Genomic DNA, 22,630 nt, shown 5'->3' on the forward strand with positions numbered 1-22,630 from the left:
ATGGCTTCGCGTCGCGCGTCGAGCTAATACCACAACTCCGGTCGTGGCACTCGCTCTTCAGACGTATAGTGAGATGAACGAATCACTCCGCTCTTTCCGTGCATTCGACTGGGAGGGAGTGCCATGACTCGCGTTGCGAACAGCCTCGAAACGCTACGGGATCAGATCAATGCCCGGTTTCCGGGCCGGAATATCGCCAGCGATGGCGGCGTGGGCGACGAGGCACACCAGAAGAAGGGGAAGGCCAGCGATCACAATCCGTGGTACGGCCCTGGAATCGTCACGGCCCGGGATTTCACCCATGACCCGGCGCACGGCCTGAACATCCAGGAGATCGCCGACCAGCTGCTCGCGAGCCGTGATCCCCGGATCAAGTACGTCATCGCCAACGGCCGGATCGCCACCAATCGCGACTGGCAGTGGGCGCCGTACGACGGGGCGAACCCGCACGAGGCGCACTTCCACATCTCCGTCGTGGCCGACCCGCGGTGCGACGACGCCCACCCCTGGGCCCTGCCCATTCTCGGCGGAGGGAACGGCGGCGGCGCCGAACCCGGCATGTTCGTCACCTGGGGCACCGGCGTGAACGTCCGCACCGAGCCACGCCTGGGCGCGCCGGTCGTCACCGTCCTCGCGGGGCCGACCCGAGTACGGGTCGGGTGCCAGACGCGCGGCGACATGGTGAACACGGCAGGCCGCAATAATGACGCCTGGTCGCACTTGCCGGACTTCGGTGGTTACATTTCCAACATCTTCATCGATCATCCGGCCGCCTGGCTCCCGGATGTAGGCGAATGCTGAACGGTCAAGAGAAAGTGCTCGGCGGCAATAGCGGGAACGCCGCAACACCCGCCAGTTCCTTTCCGACCACGGACCAGCGAGCGTGACGCCCGCATCCCCTGACGCACCGTCAGCAAGGTCGGCACCGAGTCGGCAGCCGTTCTCCCCGATGCGGGAGGGTGTACCGTCCGCCGTCGCCGACTCGCCCCCGACTCGTGGGTGAAACCGCGGAGGAGGCACGGCGTCCGAGCGGCGTGGCTCGATCAGCATCCTGCCTCTGGTGTGCTGTCGGGGAGATCTCGGGAGCCGATAACCCGCAGTCATGCGAGCCGACTTGCACCGCAGCGGCGGGGCAGGGACGCTACGCGTGGTTGAAGCCGGGGAGGGCGGGGACAGAAGCCGGGACAGAGGCCTCGGTCGCACCAGGAGCCTGCAGTTCGAACCAGACCGTCTTTCCTCGGCGAGCCGGACGGACACCACAGCGGTGGGACAGCGCATGGAGCAACCGCATGCCTCGACCGGATTCGTCGTCGGCGCCGGCCGCCCTGAGGCAGGGGAAAGCGGGATGTGCATCGGTGACTTCGCACCGCAGTGATGCACCGCGGACAGTCACACTGAGCAGGATGGGGCCGGCCCCGTGGTGCACAGCGTTGGTCACCAGTTCGCTGACAAGCAGCTCTGCGGTCTCCGCTTGCTCAAGGGGCTGTTCGACCAGGACGGCGCGGGTGAAGCTGCGAGCGGCGGCCACGGAGGCCGGGTCACGATCGAACCATCGGGGTCTGTCCTCACCTGGGCATGGCTTGGGAACGAGACGGGTGAGGTGGGCCAGGACGTGGGCCGGGCGACCGGTCAGCAGGCCGTCCCCTTCGTTTGTCGTCATGGTGCTGCCGCCCTTTCGCATTCCGGTTGTCCTGGACCTCTGTCTCCACAGAACGTCGGCGGCCACCGGGAGATCAACGCGTAGGCGCACCCATCAAGAGAGGGAAACAATGGGTAGCGGCTCCGCTCGGCACGTGGGCTCTCAAGCCCCGGCCCTGCCTCCTGAGCACCGGCGGGCAATAAAGCACCCGTGGCCGCGGCGATCCATCACGACGACATGCGCGGACGCAGACCTGTCGCTCCGGACCGCGCGCTCGGCCGGTGTGTTGTGCGCCTGGGTCGCCGACGGGACCTCCTGACAGAAAGGATCCACAGGAACAATGTGAAATGTCACATCCGACCTAGGCGGGGTCCTTTTGCTCTTCGCGGCGCCGGATTAGCGTGATGCATACCAGGTTGCGGGGTTTGATGCGGAATGTAACGGGCAGCCGCCGGCCCGTAGCCGTTGTGACTGGGTGCGTCATGGTGAGTCCCGATCCCAGCCTCCGCACCGCGGGCGGAGGTTTCGCCTTTGTGGGCCGTCGACAGGAGTCCGGTCTGCTGCGGGGCGCCCTGCAGCATCCACCCGCCGTGGTACTGATCGAGGGAGAGGCCGGGGTCGGCAAGTCCCGCCTCGTCAGCGAGGTGACCGGGGAATTGGTCGGCCGGGGCGGCCGGGTCCTGTACGGGTGCTGCCACCCCCTGCGCGAACCCTTTCCCTATGGGCCGGTCATCGACGCTCTGCGCCAGGTCGGCCCCTATCTGCCGCCGGCCCCCGAGATGCCCCCGCTGGCCGGCGCCCTGGCGCCGCTGCTGCCAGAACTGGCCGACCATCTGCCTCCCGCCCCCGCCGACGTGCAGGAGACCGGGTCTGAGCGCTACCAGCTGGTCCGGGCGGTACGCGCGGTCCTGGAGGCCTGCGATACCGCGATCCTGGTCATCGAGGACCTGCACTGGGTGGACGAAGCCACCCGCGAGCTGCTGCTGCTCCTGGCCCGCGATCTGCCACCGCACCTGGGCCTGGTGCTCACCTACCGGCAGGAAGAGCTTCCGCCCCGCGCGCCCGTCCTGGGCGCGGCCTACCGCCGCCCGCCGGGCACCAGCGGCGCGGAGATCCACCTGGCTCCGCTGACCGAATCCGACATTCATGACCTGACCGCTGCCGTCCTGGGCCCGCGCGCCACTCACGCACTGGGACGCGTCCTGTTCGAGCGCAGTGCGGGCCTGCCCTTGGTGGTCGAGGAGGACCTGATCACCTTGAGTGAAGGGGGACATCGGGGACACCTGAGCGTGGGGGTGGTCGATCCGGTGACCGGGCTCGACCAAGCGGTGGTGCCTCGTGGACTGCGGGAGGCGTTCACCACACGGGTGCGAGGCCTGTCGGCGCAGGCCGTAGCGGTGGTGGAGGCCGCCGCGGTGCTGGCGGTGTCCACCGCCGAACCCGTGCTGGCTCAGGTCGCCGAACTCGACCCCGAACAGGGCATGGAGGCCCTGATGGAGGTCCTGGGCGCCGCAGTGCTGCTCGAGAACCGGCCAATGCAGTACGGGTTCCGCCACGCTCTCGCCCAGCAGGCCGTCTACCAGACCATCCCGGGTCCGCAGCGTCGCCGCCTGCATGAACGGGCGATCGCGGCCCTGCGTGCCTTGGACAGCCCTCCGCTGGTGCAGATCGCCCATCACTTCCGCGCCCTGGGCGACCGGGAGGGCTGGCTCACCCAGGCCGAGACGGCCGCCGCCCAAGCGCTCGCGCTGGGTGACCAGGGCACCGCCGCCGCCCTTCTCCACGCCATCCTCGCCGAACCCGGACTGGACGAGGATGTCCGTACCCGCGTAGCGCTGGCCCTCAGCCGCACCGCGACCTACAGCGCCGAATACACGGCGTCGGTTGCGGTCCTGCGACGCATCCTCTCCGACCCCCAACTGTCCGCCACCACCCGCGGTGAGATCCGCGTCGGACTCGGCCTCCTTCTCACCAGTCAGGCCGGCGACCCGGCAGGCATCCGGGAGCTGGAACGCGCCATCGAGGAGCTGGGCGACCGGCGACCTGAGACCGCCGCGCACGCGATGAGTCATCTGGCGCTGTGGGCGACGTTCAGAGGGCGGCCCGCTGCAGAGGCACTGGCCTGGATCGAGCGCGCCGAGCGCGCTGTGCAGGCCAGTCCCGATGAGGCGGCGCGGGCCACGGTGCGCGCCAACAAGATCGCGGTGCTGGCCCAGATGGGGCAGCCGGAGGTGTGGGTGCTGATCGACCGCCTGCCCCGGGAAGGCAGGGACCTGTCCGTGCTGAGGCAGACCGCCAGGGCCCTGTACAACGCGGCCGACGCAGCGCTGGATCTCGGCCACGACGATCGGGTGGGAGCCCTGCTCGAGCAGAGCCAGGACCTCGCCCACCGCACCGGCGCCCCGCATCTCGACGCCATATGCCGCGTTCTGCGCCAGGAACTCGCCTGGTACCAGGGCTCCTGGGGAGGCTTGGAGGACGCCTATGCCTCCTTGTTCGCCCAGGTCCCGGACATCCTGATGCTGGAAGTCGAGGGATCGCTGGTTCTTGGGGCACTCGCCGAAGCCCGCGGACAGTGGGGCCAGGCTCTGAAGAGGTACACCACCGCGAGGGACGCGAGTGGCTATGCGGTGTGGACCGCTGATGCGGCCGCGGGAATCGGCCGGGTCAGGCTTGCCCAGGGTGACCCCCTGACAGCCTGGGCGATCACCGCCCCGGCCATGGACAGCCTGCGGCGCGACGGGCCCTCGCTCAGAGCCTCGGCCCTGGTCCCGGTCGCCGTCGAGGCCGCCATGGCCGCCGGGGAGCGCGCGTCGGCCACGCGGCTGACCAAGGAGTTCGAGCGCGCCGTCCAGGGCCGGAACGCGCCGGCTGCCCTCGCCCACCTGCAGCTCTGCCTCGGACTGCTGCTGCGCGACGACGACCCGGACCGGGCTCGCGATCACTTCGACCGTGCTCGCGCCACGTTCCAGGGCATCGGCCGCCCCTATCCCACGGCCCAGGCCGCCGAACGCGCCGCCCGCACCCGGATCCCCACCACGCCCCACCGTGCGGCCGAGGACCTGACAGAGATCGACGAGGTCTATCGGCGCCTGGGGGCCACCTTCGACGCCGCCCGCTGCCGGCGCGCTCTGCGCGACCTCGGCCAAGCCCGCTCTCCGGTCGGTCGTCGCGGCTACGGCGAGCAACTCTCCCCACGCGAGCAGGAGGTCGCCTGCCTCCTCGCCTCGGGCGCCACCAACCGCGACATCGCCCAGGCCCTCTTCCTCTCCCCCCGCACGGCGGAACACCATGTGGCCAGCGTCCTGAAGAAACTCGGCGTCACCAGTCGGCACGCCGTCGGCGACGCCCTTGCCACCAACGACACGTAGTCGCCGCGGGGTACCCGGTGCGCGGCCACCAACCCGTGGCGTGAAGCAGGTACGGGCGCGATGGGCTCGCCTCGTCCGCTACGTAGCGTTCCGCCCTACGTGCGGTACTCCCCTACCCAGCGATCCCCGGTAGGGACTGCCATCGGTGACCGGACTGAGTTCGTCCGGCCATGGACCCGGCGGCCTTCTCTCCCTCTCCTGGAATGACAGGCCCTATGTCTCCGGATGACATCCCCTGGTGACCGGAGAATCCGATGGCGGAGGAGAAAATCGTGGACCTCGACATCAATGCGCCCGGCAGAGCCAGGATCGCGGCGTACCTTCGGTGCTTTCCCTTCGATACCTGGGGAATGGACCTGCACCGGTCCGCACTCCGCAGGTATGCCGGAGAACTCGGCCTGCCTGAGCCCCGGTTCTACCTGGACAACGGCGTGCGCTCCCGAGGGCCGCTGCCGAGCCTGGGACGGCTGATGGAACTGGTGGCGTGCGACGCCTACGACGTGCTGCTGGTACCCGGACCGTTCGTCTTCTCCATGCACGATCGTGAGGCCTCCGCAATCGTCGGACGGATCACCGGCCTCGGCTGTACGGTGCTGGAGCTCCCACCCCTCCACGCCGCGGGGAACCGCGGACCGGAGCCGTCTGATCCGGTGGCGCTGCCTCCGGCATGCGCGGCCGTGGCGCCGTGCCCGCGGGACGGTGGTCCCCTCAGCCACGGCCCAGCAAGCGGTGGTGACCCGGGCAGCGCGACGACGGCATCCCGTTCCACACCCCTGTCCGCGGTCCGGCGGGAGACCGGCCGGATAACGGTCGCGTTCCAGCCATTGACCGATCACTTCAGTGCGATGTGCAATGTCACACGCCACATCGCGCGCAGCGTGTGACAGCAGAGATTCGGCCCGCAGAAGGAAGCGCCGAGTTCCGAGCCGACTGCGACTCACCGTCTCGCCCGCTGATCGATCCCCAGGCCGTCGCACCCGTGACCGCCCGCAACGCCTCGCAGAGGAGCGTGCCCCCGTGAAGAGACCCACCCTCCCCGTTCTGCCCTCCACCGCCCGCACCACGTCCCGCGTCGTGGCGCTGACCTCACTTCTCGCGGTGACCGCACTGTCCACCACGGGCTGCAACGGGCTGGTCGGCGGCAGCGCCGCCGGCGACGACGAGGGGCCCATCGTGCTCGGCATGGCCGTGCCGATGTCCGGCAGCAGTGCGGACACCGGCCCCCACATGAAGAACGGCGCACAGCTCGCGGTCGATGAGATCAACGCCAAGGGCGGCGTGCTCGGCCGGAAGCTGCGGCTGCAGGTGGAAGACGACGCCTGCGATCCGAAGACCGCAGTCGCGGCGGCCAACAAGCTGGTCGCGGCGAACGCGGCCGTGTCGGTCGGTGGCTACTGCTCGGGCGCCACGCTGCCCACGCTGCCGATCTTCGGCAAGCGGAACATCCCCATGGTCATTCCAGCGGCCAACTCCAACCAACTCGTCAGCCAGCACCTCAAGCACGTCTTCCTCATCAACGGCACCGGCAGCCAGCAGGCCGCCGCCGCGGTCGCCTGGCTGGGCAAGGACGGGGCCAAGAAGGTCGCCGTCATGGACGACAACACCAGCTACTCCAAGGACATCGCCGACCTCACCTGGGCCAAGCTGGGCGCCGCGGGTGCTCCGGCCAAGGCCGTCGAGGCAGCGGTCAACCCGGGTGAGAGCGACTACAGCCCCAATGTCACCAGCGTGCTGAAGTCGGCCCCCGACTACATCTACTGGACCGGCTACTACCAGGAGGGCGGCCTGCTCATCCGGCAGTTCCGCCAGGCCGGGTACAAGGGCAAGTTCCTCATCGGCGACGGCTCGGTCGACCCGAAGCTCGTCAAGATCGCGGGCGCCGAGCACGGCGAGGGCGTTTTCGCCACCATGACCCAGACCCCGCAGACCACCCCGGGCGCCGAGAGCTGGATCGCCGCCTACAAGAAGAAGTTCGGCACCGACCCCGGCCCGTACTCCACGCAGTCCTACGACGCCGTGCGGGTTGCTGCGGAGGCCATCGAGAACGCCGGCAGCACCGACGGCGACAAGGTCACGGCGGCGCTGGAGGACATCGACGGTTTCCGGATGTTCTCCGGCCCGCTGAAGTTCACCCCCGAACACACGCTGAGCAACGGCGGCTTCGTGATCCTCACCGTCAAGGACGGGGCGTTCGTCCTGCAGGACTCCCTCAAGTAACCCGGAGCGGTCACATGGCACAGCTCATTTGGAACGGGTTGTTCGTCGGCTCGTTCTACGCCCTGGTCGCACTGGGGTACAGCATGGTGTACGGGATCATCAAGCTGCTCAACTTCGCCCACGGCGACCTCTATATGCTCGGAGCCTTCTCCGGCTTCGCGATGCTCGGCGCCGCGGGTGGCTTCGTCCCCTCGGGTTCGCTGACCGCACTGTTCGCCGTGCTCGTGCTGACGATGCTGGCGACCGGCCTGGGCGGCGTCGCACTGGAGCGGGTGGCCTACCGGCCGCTGCGCGGGGCGCCGCGCCTCTCTCTGCTCATCACCGCGGTGGGCGCCTCGTTCGCGCTGGAGTACGGCGTCCGTATCCTCGCCGGCCCCAACCCGAGGGTCTATCCGGTACGTCTGGACGGAACCGGCGTGTCGGTGCTCGGCGCCAAGATCACCACTACCCAGCTCGTCCTCATGGCGATCACCCTCGGGCTGATGGTGGCGCTGAACACCCTGGTCATGCGCAGCCGCCAGGGCCGGGCGATGCGTGCCATCGCGCTCGATCCGAAGGCGTGCCAGCTGATGGGCATCAACGTCGACGCGATCATCTCCCGTACCTTCTTCATCGGTTCGGCCCTGGCCGGCGCCGCCGGGGTCATGGCCGGCGCGTACTACGGAAAGATCGACTTCCTGATGGGCTTCATCATCGGGCTCAAGGCGTTCACCGCGGCCGTCATCGGCGGCATCGGCAACATGAAGGGCACCATGCTGGGCGGCCTGATCCTGGGCCTGCTGGAGTCCTTCGGCACCGACTGGCTCGGCGGCCAGTGGCGCGATGTGTTCGCCTTCGGCTTCCTCATCCTCTTCCTGACCGTGCGGCCGACCGGCCTGCTCGGCGAGCGTGTGACGGAGCGCGTGTGATGACAACCGTTCAGAACCCCCCGGTGAAGCCCGTCAAGGGCCGTGGCCCCTCCCCCGTCACGCGACTGCTGGAAAGCCGAAGGCTGGGCTGGGCCGGGCTGACGACCGCCCTGCTCGCACCGTTCGTCATCGCCACTCCGTACGCGATGAACGTGATGACCAGCGCGGTCGTCTTCGTGATGCTGGCCGTCGGCCTCAACATCGTCGTCGGCTACTGCGGTCTGCTCGACCTCGGCTTCGCCGCCTTCCTCGCAGTCGGCGCGTACACCGGCGGGATACTCGCCACGTCCCTGAAGATCCCGCTCCTGGCCACCGTGCCGGTCGTCGTCGTGGTGACCGTGGTCGCCGGAGTGGTGATCGGAGGCCCCACGCTGCGGCTGCGCAGCGACTACCTGGCCATCGTGACGCTCGGCTTCGGGGAGATCATCCGGATCGTCGCGAGCAACCTGGACATCACCGGTGGTCCCTCGGGGATCTACGGCATCCCCGGGCTGCTCGGTGACATGCTCTCCGACCCGGTCGTCTTCTACTACACCGCCGTACTGATCGTCTCGGTCGCGGTGCTCTTCGCCGCGCGGCTCGGCCGCTCCCGTATCGGCCGTGCCTGGCGCTTCATCAGGGAGGACGAGGACGCCGCGGAGGCCAGCGGTATCCATACCTACCGGGTCAAGCTGGCCGCCTATGTCGCGGGTGCGGTCTGGGGAGGACTCGCGGGCGTGCTGTTCGCCGCGCAGCTCTCGGCGATCTCCCCCGCCAGCTTCACCTTCCTGCAGTCCGCCCTCGTCCTGATGGCGGTCGTGCTCGGCGGCATGGGCTCCACCCCCGGCGTCGTGGTCGGCGCCGTGGTCATCAGTCTGCTGCCCGAGATGCTGCGGGGCCTGGCCGACTACCGCTACTTCGTGTTCGGCGTACTGCTCATCGTCGTGATGCTGCTCCGCCCGCAGGGCCTGTGGCCGCACCGCTCGCGCGAGTCCGGCCACACGGCTGCGCGGAGCGTCGCGAGCACGCCCGGCGCACCCGGAGCGCCGGCGAAGGAGGAAGAATGATGCTCGAGGTAACGGATCTACGGCTGGCCTTCGGCGGGGTCCGCGCCGTCGACGGCCTCACCTTCTCGGTCGGCGAGGGCGAAATCGTCTCGATCATCGGTCCCAACGGCGCGGGGAAGACCTCGGCCTTCAACTGCGTCAGCGGGTTCTACCAGCCGACCGGGGGCACCATCCGGCTGGCCGGAGAGAACGTGACGGGCCTGCGCCCTTCGGCAGTCGCCGCCCGCGGCCTGGCCCGCACCTTCCAGAACCTGCGGCTGTTCGGCGAGCTGTCGGTGCTGGACAACGTACGGGCGGGCACGCATCTGTGGCTGAGACAGAGCGCCCTCGACGCGGTGCTCCACACTCCCCGTTACCGGCGCAGCGAGCGCGAGAGCACCGACGAGGCCCACAAATGGCTGGACTTCGTCGGCCTCCGCGGCGACCGGGCCGGCCTCGCGCGTCACCTCCCGTACGGCGAGCAGCGCCGGGTGGAGATCGCCCGCGCCCTGGCCAGACGGCCGAAGCTGCTGCTGCTCGACGAGCCGGCCGCCGGGCTCAACCACGGCGAGAAGGCCGAGTTGCTCGCCCTCGTCCGCCGGATCCGGGAGCTGGGGACGGCGATCGCGCTCATCGAGCACGACATGGGCCTGGTCATGGAGGTGTCCGAGCGGGTGGTCGTGCTGAACTTCGGAAAGGAGATCGCCGACGGGCCGCCGGAGGAGGTGCGGCAGGATCCGGCCGTCATCGAGGCCTATCTCGGCCGGGCAGCCGACGATGACGAGGGCCATGCCGCCCGCGCCGGTTTCGAAGGGGAAGGGGCACACCATGCTTGAGATCCGCGGCCTCGACGTCCGTTACGGAGGAGTGCACGCACTGCGGGGGCTCGACCTCAACGTGGCCGAAGGGGAGACCGTCGCCCTGCTCGGCAACAACGGCGCGGGCAAGACAACCACGCTGTCGGCGGTGTCCGGGCTCGTCCGGTCCGCCGCAGGCCGGATCGTGCACGCGGGCGAAGACATCACGAGGACCGCTCCGTCGAAGATCGTGGCGCGAGGTGTGGTGCACGTCCCCGAGGGACGGCGCATCTTCAGCACGCTGACCGTGCAGGAGAACCTGTTGCTCGGCGGCTATCTGGTCCGTGACGGCGCCGATCTCACCCGTCGGGTCGAGAAAGTCTACGAGTTGCTGCCCCGGCTGGCCGAACGGCGCTCTCAGCAGGGCGGGACGCTCTCCGGTGGGGAGCAGCAGATGCTCGCCATCGGCCGGGCGCTCGTCGCCCGCCCCGGTCTGCTGATGCTGGACGAACCGTCGATGGGCCTGGCCCCGCTCATGGTCGCCGCGGTGATGGAGGTGATCAAGGACATCAACCTCGGCGGCACGGCGGTACTCCTCGTCGAACAGAACGCCACGGCTGCGCTGAAGATCGCACATCGAGGATATGTGATCGAGAACGGGGAGACGGTGCTGGAGGGCACAGCAGCCGACCTGTCCGCCGACCCCCGCGTCGCGCAGGCCTATCTGGGCGGGGTTTCGTAACCGGCTGCGAGCGGCTCTGGCCGGCGTCACAGGCCAGTAGGCGCTCCCCGCCACCAGCGACGCGTCCCGGTCGTCCGTGGCACAGCGCTTCGTTCCGTTCGGGAGATGCCCGCGAGGGCGCCCTGGGGACCAGCGACGCGCCGGACATCCCGGAGACGACGGCCGGGCACACCGGGCGCCACCCCGCCCGAGACACCTGAACCTCCGGGCTGCGGCTCCCCCTGAAGGGGCGAGCTACAGGCACCGGTGGGACTCGCGCCGCTCAGTGATCCGAACGTGCACTCCCGCGGCAGGTCTGCCCGCACCGCGCCGCCGAACCGGCGCGCTTGAAGGAGGGCGCGCTTCCGGCAGTCATGAACTTCCGGGCCGCGCGCCGAGGTTCCCCGGGCATGACCGGCTTGCGAGCGGCTCCACTCCGCAGCGGCTGCGCCGGCCGAAGACCTTGAGGCCGCCGCCTGCGTCGGGCTGCCTCGGGCCCAGACTGGCGTGTTCGGGGGGCAGGGCTGTTCGACGAGCGTCTGGCATCCGCTCGTCAAGGCCCTTCCGAGGGGAGATGTGCGGCCTGTCCCGGACCGTTCCACCGGCCGGTGAACGGCACATCGTCGCGGGCACCCGGGCGGCGTCGCATGTCCAGGTTCATAGTGCGATGTTATGGCGAAGCAGTAGCTTCCGCCCTCATCGCCGCATCCGCATCCTATCCCCAACGAATCCACCAACGGAGCCTGGCCAGTGGCGGTTCCGGGAGGCCACCCACCCCGGACGGGCAGGCAGGACCCGCGATGCGGTGATCCGGCGCGAACCTCCGGAATCCGACGCGACCTCAAGGACGCGACAGTTCCGACTGTCACGCTCGCATCACTTGACAGAGCTGCTCCCCTTCTCCGGCATTCGCCGCGTCGCCATGCCGCCTGCCAGGAGGTCGCAGCCACCCGATTCCGAAGTCCGGACCGCTTTCCCTGGAGGCACATCATGAGCTTTTCCGTCGGGGCGCGGCGCGTTCTCCTCGCAGCGCCCCCACTCGTCCTGTCCGCCCTGCTCGCTCTGCTCGCCCTGGTCATCGTCCCCGCCGGCCCCGCCCATGCGTACAACGGGAGCACCTCGGCGTGTGCGCTCCAGGGGACGACGGGCTACACCGACGAGGGCCAGCAGACCGACTACAACCGGTTCATCAACCCGACGGGCACCAAGCGCGTAGGCGTGCTCTACGTGGACTTCCCGGACGCCGTCGGGACCACCCTGCCCCTCACCCCCTACTACAACCAGATCTCCGGCGCGGCCCAATGGCTGTGGGACGCCTCCTACGGCAAGACCTGGTTGGACATGCAGGTCCCGAACGGCAACTGGGTGCGCATGCCGAAGAACTCCAACGAGTACAACTGGGAGCGCGGATTCTCCTGGAACACGCACCAGACCTACGTCAAGGACGCGCTCACCGGCGCCGCGAATGCGGGCGTCAACCTGGCCAACTACGACATGTTCTACATCGTGCCGACCAGCACCGCGGCCGCGATCGCTCACTCCCCGACCTTCGTCCAGGACCCCAACAACGTGACCTGGGTCTGGAACACACCGACGCAGAGCTGGGTGAAAATCCACTCGGCTGTGACCTTCGGTCAGGACATCTGGACATCGGGCTACAAGGTCGCTGTCCATGAGACAGGCCACACCTTCGGCCTGCCCGACCTCTACGCCTTCAGCGGCACGCTGCACCAGTACGTCGGCGGCTGGGACGTCATGGGCAACATGAGCGGCCCGGCCCCGCAGTACTTCGGCTGGCACGCGTGGAAGTTCGGCTGGATCAATGACAACCAGGTCTCCTGTCTGTCCATGAATGGCACGTACTCCACCACCCTGAAGGGAGTGGAGTACTGGGGCAGCGCCTACAAGCTGGCGGTGATCAGGACCAGCGCCACCACCGCCTACGTCGCCGAGTCCCGCAAGGCCGTCAACAACGACTCCAACGCCTGCGCCACAGGCGTGGTCATCTACAAGGTCGACACCTCCATCACCACCGGCAACGGGCCGATCCGGGTGGTGACCAATCCGAACGCCGCGGCGCCCACCGGGAGCTGCACCTCGCGGGACATGCAGACCTGGAAGCCCGGCCAGTATTTCCAGGACGACACCGCCCGCATCCGGATCTACGTGAACAGCTCCGATGCGCAGAACGACACGGTCTGGACGTACAAGTGGTGACCGCACAGCAGGGGATGTGTCGGATCAACGGGCGGTGTGTTCGGCGCGGCCTGCACCGGCCACGTCGACCCTGCGTGTCTCCAGCCGGGTTGGCATACGGCCTGGGCGGCCGAGAGCCGTTGGCAAAGGCCGCGAGAGGGCGGAAGAACTGATCCGCTTAACCGGCGCGGGGCTGGGTTGCCTGCTCGACAGGCAACCCAGCCCCTTCCCTCAACGCAGGTCAGCGCACCCTCCCCCGCGGTTTCAGCGCCACAGGCGGGAGTTCGGGAGCGGGCAGCCGACCGCCCTCGTAGCCGTGGACCTCGCCGAAGCGGGTGCTCTGCATCCAGTCGTCGCGCGCCGCCTCGATCTCCTCGTGCGACCGGCCGATGAAGTTCCACCACATCACGATCTCCTCCTCGAACGGCTCCCCGCCCAGCAGCATCAGTCCGGCGTCGGACTCGGCGCGCAGGGGCAGTTGGGAACGGCCGCAGCCGAGGTAGAGCATCGAGCCGGGCAGCACCGGGACGCCGTCCACGTGGGCCTCGCCCGACATGGACAGCACCGCGTACTCGAAGTCCGGGTCGAGGGGCAGCATGGTCTCCGCGCCGCGCGCCAGGGCGAGGTCCGCGCCGACGATCGGGGTGTACGTCGTACCCGGCGACGTCGCTCCGTCGAGGGTGCCGAGCACGACCGTCGCGGTCAGGCCGGGGGCCAAGACCTGCGGAAGATCGGTGTGGTGCTGGAAGTGCGGCTCGACCGTCCGGTGGGTGTCCGGCAGCGCCACCCAGAGCTGTGCGCCGTGCAGGAACCGGGCGTGCTTCTTGGGGCTCTCCTCCGAGTGGCTGATCGCCCTGCCCGAGGTCATCAGCCCCAGTTCCTTCGGGCCGATGGTCGCCAGGGAGCCTGTGCTGTCGCGGTGCAGCACCTCCCCCTCATGGAGCCAGCTGACGGTCTGCAGACCCATGTGCGGGTGCGGCGGGACCTGCATGCCGGGCTCGTCGGCGATGTCATCGGGGCCGTAGTGGTCGACGAAGGCCCACGCGCCCACCATGCGGCGGCCGAGGTTGGGCAGGAGCCGGCGGACCTCGGTGGATTCGCCGAGCTGGACGCGGCGGGGGCTCAGGAGCTCGCGGACGGGCTCGGCAACGACAAAGCCCCGGCCGCCGCACACGGACAGGGCAGCCTGACGGTCGAGATTGCTCATGGCCCCAACTTAGTTCCTGTGCGCCGCCCCGGTCCTTTCGTGGCCCCGACTTCCCGAAGTGGAATGGAGTGGACCGCTCCGCTGTTGACGGGGGCGCCAGGCACGTGACCAGGAAAAGGGAAGCACGTGAGCGAGACCTACTACGAGTTCGGGACGGCCGCCGAGAGGTGGAACCGGGCCCAGCTGTTCTTCGACGCCAAGGAGTACGTGACGGCCGTCCGTATCCTGCGCGGTCTGGTCGAGGAAGTGCCCGAGCAGGTGGCACCCCGGCTGCTGCTGGCCCGCGCCTACTACCACTCGGCGCAGCTGCGCAGGGCCGAGACCGAGCTGCGTGCCGTCCTGGAGCGTGATCCGGTCGAGCACTACGCGCGGCTGATGCTCGGCCGCACGCTGGAACGGCAGGGACGGCCGGACGAGGCGGCGCCCCATCTGCGGATGGCGGCGGCGATGGGCGGCGAGCAGCCGGCCTGACGTCCGGGCCACGCCCGTGAGCCGGGGCCGGCCCGGCTCACGCCAGCAGCCAGGTGATCAGGGACAGCGAGCCCATGGACACGAACGTCGACATCAGGACCGTGTCCCTGGCCAGCGCGGTGTCGAGCCGGTACTCGGACGCGAAGATGAACGCGTTCTGCGCCGTCGGCAGACCCGCGCACAGCACGACCGCGAAAAGATCGTGTCCATCGAGGCCGAAGGCCCAGCGGGCGAGCGCGTAGGCGAGCAACGGCTGGACGACGGTCTTCAGGGCCACCAGCACCTGCCGTTCGGCGCGGCGAGCAACGGGCTGGAATGCCGTGGGCCGGGGCGGCGCGTCCGTCTTGTGGGCAAGGGGGCCGGCGGGCCGGGGCGGTGCGGCGGGCCTCTGGGCGAGCCGGCCGCCGGGCGGGGGCGGTGCGGCGGGCTTCTGAACGAGCGCCGAGGACCCGGACGGCCCCCCAGGTCCCGGCGCGAGCGAGCCGCCGACCGGGAGCGCGGCCGAGCGGGGCGGCGGCCCCGCGGGCTCCTGGGCGCCCGCGCCTCCGGGCCGGGGCCGCGGCTCGCCCGCCGGAGGCAGCTTCCCGCCCCGGCCTGCGTTCAGGGACATGCCCAGCGCGAACAGCGCGGCCGGAACCGCAGCGCCGCTGAGCATCCGCACCGGTTCCGTCACGGCGTGCGGCAGTTGCCAGCCCAGCGCGGCCACGGTGATCCCGGCGGCCGAGGCCGCGATGATCGGGTTGTGCAGGGGCAGCCGCAGGATGCGCCTGAAGCGCTCACGCGTGGCGCTGCCGCCCGCGTCGAGGTCGATCAGGACCAGGATCAGCGGGGTGATGAACAGGGTCTGGAAGAGTGCGGCCGCGATCACGAACGACGCGTCGTCGAGGACATGGACGGCCACCGGGATGCCCAGGTTGGCCGAATTCACGTACGAGCCCGCCATCGCGCCGATGGCCCGGTCGCCCGGGCGCCTGCGGAACACCCGGCGCCCCAGCAGCAGTCCGATCGCGAACACGACGAGCACGCTCACCGCGAACACGGCAAGCCCCAGGGTGGCCAGCCGGGAGACGTCGGCGCGGGCGAGCGTCAGGAAGAGCAGCGCGGGCATGGCGAACGCGAAGGCGAAGCGGCCGAGCACCGACTGCGCCTGCTTGCCCAGCACGTCGTAGCGGCCGGCGGCCCAGCCGACGGCGGTGATCGCCCAGATGGGCAGAAAGCCGGAGAGCACAGTCACCGGCCCAGCATGCCCGACGGTGATCAAGGTGCTGCGGCCGCCCCGGGGACCGACGGTCCTCGACAGGCGGCCGCACCGACGGGCCGGCCGCCTGTCGGCGGGCCGGCGGGCCGGCGGGCCGGCGGGCCGGGTCAGTCGAACGGGTCGAGCGTGATGTACGCGCGTTGCGGGTTGCCGTCGTGCACCAGTGATTCATGGGCGCCGACGTCGTCGAAGGCGAAGGCGTACGCCTTCCCGTCCGCCATCTGCGCATGGATCTTGCGGGCGTAGTGGTTGGTGACCGCGTCCCGGTAGAAGCCGGTGCTGCCGGTGTCGGGCTGGTTGGGGTTGGTCAGCAGCGTGGAGCGGTTGAACCCGGCACACAGGGTGCGTGAAATGGGGCCGCGGACTTGGTCGTTGGGCGCATCCAGCTTCTTGTAGCAGCCGAAGATGCTGTCCGCGTCTGGCTTCTGGAACGAGGTGACGACAGCGCCGGAGGTGTCGGTGAAGTTCATGACGCCGCCGGAGACGCGGCCGTAGTACTTGGTGCCGGGTCGGTCGGCGAACGGTGTGACGGTGAGCGTCGAGGTGGCGTACTTGCTCCAGACGCGGTTGATGTAGTCGTCCATGACGCCCGCCGGGAGGGCTCCGGCCGCGATGCCGTGGCCGGGGGCGAGGGCGCGCAGGACGGTGCCGTCGGAGCGCGTCTGGATGAGCTTCGCCCAGCCGCCGGGCTGGCCGCGCAGCGCGTTGAGGAAACCCCGGTAACCGCCGGGCTTCAGCCGTCCGGTGTTCCGCACCGTGCCGTCGGCCGCCTTCACACCGACCGCGTACGGAGCGGAGAACATGTCGACCTGGGTGCTGTTGAGCCAGATGCCGGCGTCATTGAGCGTGTACTCGGACCAGTTGAACACGATGGCGCGGTTCGGGTCGGACGGATTCTGCACGGCGGGCTGCACCAGTCCGCCGGTGGTGAGCTTGAAGACCAGCTTCTGGCCGTAGGAGAAGTAGATCCGGCCGGAGAACTTGGGGACCTGGAGCGTGACGGAACGGCCGTTGGCGGGGCCGGGGATCGAGGCGTCGGGGGCGGGGGTCGGCGGATTGCCGCCGGCCGGCCAGGGGTGGAACGTCCCCGCGGCGTCGGCCCAGCCCTGGCGGCCGCTGCTGAGTTCGGTTCCGATGTTGTAGAGGTAAATCGGTTCGCTGCGGCCCGAGTTGTTCGTGAAGGTCAGCGGTACGGTCGCCGGGACCGCGGCGGCCGCCGGCTTTGTGGGCCCGGCGGCCGTGAAGCCCGCGGCACACAGCAGGGCGGCGGCCGCCGCCGCAAGCAACTTTCGTGGAACACGCATGTCCCACCTCCTGGGCAGTCGATGTGGGGGAAGGACGCCCGCGCCCTGCAGGACGCCCCTGAGAGCGCTCTCAGCGTCGGGGGCGGCAAGCGCCTCGTCAAGGTTTCCGGCAAGGATTTCCGGACCCGGACACGGCTGTGCCCGGTCCGCACGCACCGGACCGGGCACAGCTCGGTGGGATCAGCCCCGGTATGTCTCCAGCAGCCGCAGCCAGACCTCACTGATCGTCGGGAACGCCGGAACCGCGTGCCACAGGCGCTCGATCGGCACCTCGCCGGCGACCGCGACGGTCGCCGAGTGCAGCAGCTCGCCCACACCCGGGCCGACGAAGGTGACGCCGAGCAGCACTTCACGGTCCAGATCGACGACCATGCGGGCCTGGCCGCGGTAGCCCTCCGCGTAGAGCGCCGCCCCCGACACCGAACCGATGTCGTAGTCGACGGCGCGTACGCGGTGGCCGGCCTTCTCCGCATCGGCGAGCGAAAGGCCCACGGCCGCCGCCTCTGGGTCGCTGAAGACGACTTGGGGCACCGCCAGGCGATCGGCCGACGCACTGTGCGCGCCCCAGCGGTCGCTCTCCAGCAGGGGCACGTGCTGGGCCCTGGCCGCGATGGCCGCTCCCGCGATCCTCGCCTGGTACTTGCCCTGATGGGTCAGCAGGGCGCGGCGGTTGACGTCCCCGACCGCGTAGAGCCACTCGGTTCCCTCGACCCGGCAGCTGTCGTCGACGGACAGCCAGGATCCGTCCTCCAGGCCGACGGACTCCAGTCCGATGCCGTCCGTGCGCGGCGCCCGTCCCGTGGCGAACAGGACCTCGTCCGCCTCGACACGGCTGCCGTCCTCCAGGACGAGCGTCACGGGGCCGGTGCCGCCGCCCGGACGGTCGACGGCCGCGACGGAGGCGCCGAGCCGCACGTCCGCGCCCGCCTCCTTGAGCGCCGCAGCGACGTGTTCGCCGACGAACGGCTCCATGCGGGGCAGCAGTCCGTCGCCGCGCGCGAGCAGCGTCACCTGCGAGCCCAGCGCCTGCCAGGCCGTCGCCATCTCGACGCCGACGACTCCGCCGCCCACGATCGCGAGCCGCCCGGGCGCCTCATGTGCGCTGGTGGCCTCGCGGCTGGTCCACGCGTGCGCGCCGATGAGGCCGGGCAGTTCGGGCAGGACGGCGCGGCTGCCGGTGCAGACCACGACGGCGTGCCGTGCTGTCAGCAGATGGTGTTCGCCCTCCGGGCCGTCGACGACGACGGACCGGGGGCCGTGCAGTTTGCCGCGGCCGCGGTAGACGCGGGCGCCGATCGAGTCGAGCCAGCCGACCTGGCCGTCGTCCTTCCAGTGGGAGACCTGCTCGTCACGGCGTGCGAGTACGGCCTGGGTGTGGAGAGGCCCCTGGACCGCGACGCTCAGTCCGGGGATCCGTCGGGCGTCGGCACGGGCGAGCGCGGGCCTCAGCAGCGCCTTGCTCGGGATACAGGCCCAGTACGAGCAGTCGCCGCCCAGCAGCTCGCTCTCCACCACCGCGGTGCTCAGGCCCGCCGCTCTCGTCCGGTCGGCAACGTTCTCCCCCACGGGGCCCGCACCGAGCACTACGACGTCGTACTCCACAGCTTGGGTCATACGGTCAAGTCTGCTGCCGGGTGTGCGTCCTGGCCACATGGGCAGGGGCAGGAATAGCACGGCCCCGGGCGCCGTTGTGCGGGACGAGTCCACCGGACATCAGGAAGAGGTAAACAGGAGATGAGCACACTTGAGCTCACCAAGGAAAACTTCGATCAGGTCGTGACCGACAACGACTTCATCCTGATCGATTTCTGGGCTTCCTGGTGTGGACCGTGCCGTCAGTTCGCGCCGGTCTTCGAGGGTGCCTCGGAGCGGCATCCCGACCTGGTCTTCGCCAAGGTCGACACGGAGGCACAGCAGGAGCTGGCCGCCGCCTTCGAGATCAGGTCCATCCCGACCCTGATGATCGTCCGGGACAACGTGGCCGTGTTCGCGCAGCCCGGTGCGCTGCCGGAGGCCGCGCTGGAGGACGTGATCGGCCAGGCGCGTGCGCTGGACATGGACGAGGTGCGCAAGTCGATCGAGGCGGCGCAGGAGAACGGCGCGCCGGAAGCGGGCGGCCCGGCGCCGTCCTGACGCCGGCGGCCGGCGCTCCGCACGCACGGGAACGGCCGGGGTGCCGCGAGGGTTCGCCCGTCTCGGCACCCCGGCCGTACGTGTGTCCTCGCGCCCCAGGCTCGGCCTCGGCCGCGGCAGGCGCTCCGTCAGCGTTCGAGCACGAGGGCCAGTCCCTGCCCGACACCGATGCACAGCGCCGCGACGCCCGTGCCCGAGCCGGCCGTCGCGAGCTGGTGCGCGACCGCACCGGCCAGCCGGGCCCCCGAAGCGCCCAGCGGATGTCCGATGGCGATGGCCCCGCCACGCGGGTTGACCACCGACGGGTCCAGTTCCGGCCATTCGGCGAGGCAGCCGAGCGACTGGGCGGCGAAGGCCTCGTTGAGCTCGAAGGTCGTCAGGTCGCCGAACGACCGGTCCGCCTTGGCCAGCGCCCGCTGCACCGCCTCCACCGGACCGAGGCCGAACAGCTGCGGCTCGATGCCCGTGACCGCAGATGCACGGATGCGGGCGAGCGGCTCCCGGCCGGTCGCCCGCAGGCCTTCGTCGTCGACCAGGAGCAGCGCGGCGGCGCCGTCGTTGAGCGGTGAGGCGTTGCCCGCGGTCACGGTGCCGTCGGGGCGGAAGGAAGGCTTCAGCTTGGCGAGCGCCTCCATGGAGGTGGCGTCGCGGATGCATTCGTCGCGCGGGAGGTCCACGCCGTCGTAGGCGACGACCTCGCCGTCGTACAGACCCTTGGCCCAGGCCTCGGCGGCCTTGCGGTGGCTGGCGAGTGCGAAGGCGTCCTGCTCCTCGCGGCCGATGCCGTGCTTGTCGGCCACGAGCTCGGCCCCCTCGCCGAGCTGCACGGTCCACTCGGCGGGCATGCGCGGGTTGGTCATGCGCCAGCCGAGAGTGGTCGAGTGGAGCTGCTGGTGACCGGCCGGAAAGGCGCGTTCCGGCTTTTGCAGCACCCAGGGCGCCCGCGACATGGATTCGACGCCTCCCGCGACCGCGATCGAGGCGTCGCCCAGCGCGACGGCACGGGCGGCATGGATGACGGCTTCGAGTCCCGAGCCGCACAGCCGGTTGACGGTGACACCGGGCACGGAGACCGGCAGGCCCGCCAGCAGTACCGCCATCCGGGCGACATCGCGGTTGTCCTCGCCCGCGCCGTTGGCGTCACCGAAGACGACGTCGTCGATACGGGCCGGGTCGAGCTCGGGGGTGCGGTCCACGAGCGCTCTGACGACATGGGCGGCGAGGTCGTCGGGTCGCACGGAGGAGAGGGCGCCCCCGAACTTTCCGATCGGCGTACGGACGGCGTCGACGATGTAGACGTCGCGGATGCTCATCGAATCTCTCCCGGGCCAGGACCGACGTTTCCCTGAGGAACCATGGTCCACAATCGAGTCGCCCGAGTCTGTGCCGGGTGCCGCGCCGTGTCAACGGCGCCCGCCGAGGGCCGGCCGCCGGGCCGGGCCTGACGGCCGGGGCCGGCCGTCGAGGCCCAGCCCCGGCCGCCCTCAGGCGTCCGTGGCATCCACCACGCGTACCGTCAGCCCGTAGGCGAGCTCGGCCCCGTCGACCAGCAGCGCCTCCACCGTGCGGGTCTCCGGGTCGATGTCGGCCTCGACCCCGTCCCCGACGTAGCGCGGATAGCCGGAGGACCCCATCTCACCGGTGGCGTCGACGACAGCCGAGCGGATCGCGCTGTCGGCGGCGGTGACGGGGTCGTCGCCCTCGACGTGCTCGGGCAGGACCAGGATCCCGAAGCGCTTCGGTTGAGTGCTCATGCAGGCGACGCTAGACACCCCCCGCCTTACCCGCACGTCGTCGGCCCCGTATGTCGTCGGCACGGGGCGTCCCCCGCGGCGGGCGGGTCGGGCGGCAGCGGTGCAGGACTCCGGCCGTCGTGCAGGTGCACCCCGCTGTGCAGGGCTTCGGCCGGCGGCTGGGGGCGCCGGAGCAGGCGGACCGCCGCGGTGTGTGGCTCCACGGCCGTCGTCAGGTGCACTCGCGGTGCACCGCTCCGGCCGGCGGCTGCGGACCGAGGCAGGCGGACTCACGGCAGTGCGGGACTACGCGGCCGTCGTACAGGCGCATTCACAGCCCAGGACTCCAGACGGTGGCTGAGAGCAGGGCGCGGCGGAGTCACGGCAGTGCGGACTCCGCAACCGTCGTGCAGGCGCACTCACCACGCACGGTCCCGCCGTCGTCAGGTCGACTCGCGGTGCACCGCTCCCGCCGCCATCAGCTCGTGCCGCTCCGGCCTCGTGCCGGGTTCGCGCACCACGCGGTCCACGAGCTCGGCGAGCCTGCGCCCGCTGACCATGTCGATGCCCACCGTGCTCAGCCGGGGCCGCAGGAGCCTGCCGAGCAGCAGATCGCCGGCGCCGATCACGGCGGTCTCGCCGGGGATGTCCACGCCCTCGTCCTGCAGGGCGCGCATCAGCAGCATCGCGTACTCGTCGTCGTAGGCGTAGACGGCGTCCAGGGCGAGCGAGCGCCAGCGGGCGGCGAGCCCTGCCGCCGACTCCTCCTCGTACGCCATGGGCAGCGGCACGAGGCGCGTGCCGCTGCCCTCGGCGGCGGCGCGTGCGCCCTCCAGACGCGGCTCGGCGAACGGGCGGAGCGCCGCTTCCTCGGGCACGACCACCCCAACGGACCGCCGCCCGCGCCGGATCAGATGCCCGACGGCGCAGCCGCCGACCCTGCGCTGGTCCATGACGAGCGCGTGCGCGCCCGCCACGGTGCGCGGCCCCAGGGTGACGACGGCGCGCGCACCGGATCGCTTGAGCACCTCCACGCCGCGCGCCGTCGGTTCCGCGTCCCCGAGGCACACGACGGCGACGGGACGCAACTCCGCCCAGGCGCGGGCGGCTTCGTCGCCCTCCAGGCCGAGGCTGCCGTACTGGACGACGGTGTAGTCCAGGCGGCGCAGCGCCCACTGGAACTCGTCGGAGAACGGCCGGGACAGCTCGCCGAGCGGCAGATGGGCCGTCGGGAGCAGCACGGTGCGGGTGTGTCCGGCGCGCAGGCTGCGGGCCGCGGCGTGCGGCACGTACCCCAGTTCCTCGGCGGCGGTGCGGACCCGGAGCCGGGTGGCTTCGCTGATCCGGACCGACGCGGTGTTGTTGAGGACGTACGAGACGGTGGCCCGGGAGACTCCGGCCAGCCGGGCGACGTCGGCACTGGTCGGGACGGAGCGTTGGACGGGCAGTTCGGGTGTCTGGCTCATCGCCCGCGCCATCCTTCCAGACCGGTGGCACACCGGTCGGGGCGGATGGCCGGAATTGCCCGTGCCGGGAACTCGCCTTGCCGGGACGGGCGTTGCGTGGTCGATCCGGTCCTGCGGGCGGCGCGGTACTGCGCGGGTCCGCCGCGTCGCGGGCCCGCGCGGCGCCGTGCGGGCCGGGGCCCCG

General features: G+C 70.5%; 19 protein-coding genes. 11 read left to right on the forward strand and 8 right to left on the reverse strand.

Features of this window, described 5'->3' with window-relative positions; translation table 11 throughout:
- The first annotated feature begins 123 nt into the window (after window positions 1-123).
- Complete coding sequence (locus tag J7E88_RS32500; protein WP_215187049.1) at window positions 124-801, forward strand: hypothetical protein; 678 nt, start codon at window positions 124-126, stop codon at window positions 799-801.
- A 340-nt stretch (window positions 802-1,141) separates the two neighbouring features.
- On the opposite strand, the gene J7E88_RS37560 is transcribed toward J7E88_RS32500, so the two are convergent.
- A complete protein-coding gene (locus J7E88_RS37560) occupies window positions 1,142-1,681 on the reverse strand; it encodes an ATP-binding protein (protein ID WP_374196351.1) in 540 nt (179 codons plus the stop codon).
- Between the two features lie 491 nt (window positions 1,682-2,172).
- Here J7E88_RS37560 and J7E88_RS32510 point away from each other — a divergent pair, with 491 nt between their 5' ends.
- From J7E88_RS32510 to J7E88_RS32545, 8 genes are all read left to right on the forward strand, one after another.
- A complete protein-coding gene (locus tag J7E88_RS32510; protein WP_308307694.1) occupies window positions 2,173-5,010 on the forward strand; it encodes an AAA family ATPase in 2,838 nt (945 codons plus the stop codon).
- A gap of 254 nt (window positions 5,011-5,264) precedes the next feature.
- Window positions 5,265-5,894: a hypothetical protein gene (locus J7E88_RS32515; protein ID WP_215187052.1), complete on the forward strand. Its 630-nt coding sequence runs from the start codon at window positions 5,265-5,267 to the stop codon at window positions 5,892-5,894.
- A 133-nt stretch (window positions 5,895-6,027) separates the two neighbouring features.
- A complete protein-coding gene (locus J7E88_RS32520; protein ID WP_308307695.1) occupies window positions 6,028-7,227 on the forward strand; it encodes a branched-chain amino acid ABC transporter substrate-binding protein in 1,200 nt (399 codons plus the stop codon).
- Window positions 7,228-7,241: 14 nt separating this feature from the next.
- Window positions 7,242-8,135 (forward strand): branched-chain amino acid ABC transporter permease, encoded by an 894-nt coding sequence (locus J7E88_RS32525; protein ID WP_215187053.1) that lies wholly within the window; start codon window positions 7,242-7,244, stop codon window positions 8,133-8,135.
- The gene (locus J7E88_RS32530; RefSeq protein ID WP_215187054.1) at window positions 8,135-9,181 is read left to right on the forward strand and encodes a branched-chain amino acid ABC transporter permease; all 1,047 of its coding nucleotides are present in this window, start codon (window positions 8,135-8,137) and stop codon (window positions 9,179-9,181) included. The genes J7E88_RS32525 and J7E88_RS32530 overlap by 1 nt, the downstream gene beginning before the upstream one ends.
- The gene (locus tag J7E88_RS32535) at window positions 9,178-9,996 is read left to right on the forward strand and encodes an ABC transporter ATP-binding protein (RefSeq protein ID WP_215187055.1); all 819 of its coding nucleotides are present in this window, start codon (window positions 9,178-9,180) and stop codon (window positions 9,994-9,996) included. The genes J7E88_RS32530 and J7E88_RS32535 overlap by 4 nt, the downstream gene beginning before the upstream one ends.
- Window positions 9,989-10,699, forward strand: coding sequence for an ABC transporter ATP-binding protein (locus J7E88_RS32540; RefSeq protein WP_251023541.1), 711 nt, complete (start codon window positions 9,989-9,991; stop codon window positions 10,697-10,699). Before J7E88_RS32535 ends, J7E88_RS32540 begins: the two co-directional genes overlap by 8 nt.
- Before the next feature lie 969 nt (window positions 10,700-11,668).
- The gene (locus J7E88_RS32545) at window positions 11,669-12,895 is read left to right on the forward strand and encodes a M6 family metalloprotease domain-containing protein (protein WP_215187057.1); all 1,227 of its coding nucleotides are present in this window, start codon (window positions 11,669-11,671) and stop codon (window positions 12,893-12,895) included.
- Between the two features lie 220 nt (window positions 12,896-13,115).
- Here the strand turns inward: J7E88_RS32545 and J7E88_RS32550 are convergent, their stop codons facing one another.
- Complete coding sequence (locus tag J7E88_RS32550; protein WP_215187058.1) at window positions 13,116-14,081, reverse strand: pirin family protein; 966 nt, start codon at window positions 14,079-14,081, stop codon at window positions 13,116-13,118.
- 126 nt (window positions 14,082-14,207) lie between these two features.
- On the opposite strand from J7E88_RS32550, the gene J7E88_RS32555 reads away from it, so the two are divergent.
- A complete protein-coding gene (locus tag J7E88_RS32555) occupies window positions 14,208-14,552 on the forward strand; it encodes a tetratricopeptide repeat protein (protein WP_215187059.1) in 345 nt (114 codons plus the stop codon).
- A 37-nt stretch (window positions 14,553-14,589) separates the two neighbouring features.
- Here the strand turns inward: J7E88_RS32555 and J7E88_RS32560 are convergent, their stop codons facing one another.
- The 3 genes from J7E88_RS32560 to J7E88_RS32570 form a co-directional block, all read right to left on the reverse strand.
- The gene (locus J7E88_RS32560; RefSeq protein ID WP_215187060.1) at window positions 14,590-15,786 is read right to left on the reverse strand and encodes an AEC family transporter; all 1,197 of its coding nucleotides are present in this window, start codon (window positions 15,784-15,786) and stop codon (window positions 14,590-14,592) included.
- 131 nt (window positions 15,787-15,917) lie between these two features.
- Entirely contained in the window at window positions 15,918-17,114 is a 1,197-nt protein-coding gene (locus J7E88_RS32565; protein WP_215187061.1) for a glycoside hydrolase family 64 protein, read from the reverse strand.
- 180 nt (window positions 17,115-17,294) lie between these two features.
- Window positions 17,295-18,728, reverse strand: coding sequence for an NAD(P)/FAD-dependent oxidoreductase (locus J7E88_RS32570; protein WP_215187062.1), 1,434 nt, complete (start codon window positions 18,726-18,728; stop codon window positions 17,295-17,297).
- Between the two features lie 120 nt (window positions 18,729-18,848).
- On the opposite strand from J7E88_RS32570, the gene trxA reads away from it, so the two are divergent.
- The gene (gene trxA / locus J7E88_RS32575; RefSeq protein ID WP_215187063.1) at window positions 18,849-19,247 is read left to right on the forward strand and encodes a thioredoxin; all 399 of its coding nucleotides are present in this window, start codon (window positions 18,849-18,851) and stop codon (window positions 19,245-19,247) included.
- Window positions 19,248-19,375: 128 nt separating this feature from the next.
- Here the strand turns inward: trxA and J7E88_RS32580 are convergent, their stop codons facing one another.
- The 3 genes from J7E88_RS32580 to J7E88_RS32590 form a co-directional block, all read right to left on the reverse strand.
- Entirely contained in the window at window positions 19,376-20,560 is a 1,185-nt protein-coding gene (locus tag J7E88_RS32580) for a thiolase family protein (RefSeq protein WP_215187064.1), read from the reverse strand.
- Between the two features lie 171 nt (window positions 20,561-20,731).
- Complete coding sequence (locus J7E88_RS32585) at window positions 20,732-21,001, reverse strand: hypothetical protein (RefSeq protein ID WP_215187065.1); 270 nt, start codon at window positions 20,999-21,001, stop codon at window positions 20,732-20,734.
- A 422-nt stretch (window positions 21,002-21,423) separates the two neighbouring features.
- Window positions 21,424-22,446: a LacI family DNA-binding transcriptional regulator gene (locus J7E88_RS32590; protein ID WP_215187066.1), complete on the reverse strand. Its 1,023-nt coding sequence runs from the start codon at window positions 22,444-22,446 to the stop codon at window positions 21,424-21,426.
- Window positions 22,447-22,630: the final 184 nt, after the last annotated feature.

The organism is Streptomyces sp. ISL-10, from assembly GCF_018614575.1.
In the GTDB taxonomy this organism is placed as follows: Bacteria; Actinomycetota; Actinomycetes; order Streptomycetales; family Streptomycetaceae; genus Streptomyces.

Bases quoted from the DNA above. Each gene is read 5' to 3' on its own strand.
- J7E88_RS32585 (WP_215187065.1), bottom strand. From the start codon at position 21,001: ATGAGCACTCAACCGAAGCGCTTCGGGATCCTGGTCCTGCCCGAGCAC.
- J7E88_RS32540 (WP_251023541.1), top strand. From the start codon at position 9,989: ATGCTTGAGATCCGCGGCCTCGACGTCCGTTACGGAGGAGTGCACGCA.
- J7E88_RS32500 (WP_215187049.1), top strand. From the start codon at position 124: ATGACTCGCGTTGCGAACAGCCTCGAAACGCTACGGGATCAGATCAAT.
- J7E88_RS32580 (WP_215187064.1), bottom strand. From the start codon at position 20,560: ATGAGCATCCGCGACGTCTACATCGTCGACGCCGTCCGTACGCCGATC.
- J7E88_RS32515 (WP_215187052.1), top strand. From the start codon at position 5,265: ATGGCGGAGGAGAAAATCGTGGACCTCGACATCAATGCGCCCGGCAGA.
- J7E88_RS32550 (WP_215187058.1), bottom strand. From the start codon at position 14,081: ATGAGCAATCTCGACCGTCAGGCTGCCCTGTCCGTGTGCGGCGGCCGG.
- J7E88_RS32565 (WP_215187061.1), bottom strand. From the start codon at position 17,114: ATGCGTGTTCCACGAAAGTTGCTTGCGGCGGCGGCCGCCGCCCTGCTG.
- J7E88_RS32535 (WP_215187055.1), top strand. From the start codon at position 9,178: ATGATGCTCGAGGTAACGGATCTACGGCTGGCCTTCGGCGGGGTCCGC.
- J7E88_RS32590 (WP_215187066.1), bottom strand. From the start codon at position 22,446: ATGAGCCAGACACCCGAACTGCCCGTCCAACGCTCCGTCCCGACCAGT.
- J7E88_RS37560 (WP_374196351.1), bottom strand. From the start codon at position 1,681: ATGCGAAAGGGCGGCAGCACCATGACGACAAACGAAGGGGACGGCCTG.
- J7E88_RS32530 (WP_215187054.1), top strand. From the start codon at position 8,135: ATGACAACCGTTCAGAACCCCCCGGTGAAGCCCGTCAAGGGCCGTGGC.
- J7E88_RS32545 (WP_215187057.1), top strand. From the start codon at position 11,669: ATGAGCTTTTCCGTCGGGGCGCGGCGCGTTCTCCTCGCAGCGCCCCCA.
- J7E88_RS32570 (WP_215187062.1), bottom strand. From the start codon at position 18,728: ATGACCCAAGCTGTGGAGTACGACGTCGTAGTGCTCGGTGCGGGCCCC.
- J7E88_RS32525 (WP_215187053.1), top strand. From the start codon at position 7,242: ATGGCACAGCTCATTTGGAACGGGTTGTTCGTCGGCTCGTTCTACGCC.
- trxA (WP_215187063.1), top strand. From the start codon at position 18,849: ATGAGCACACTTGAGCTCACCAAGGAAAACTTCGATCAGGTCGTGACC.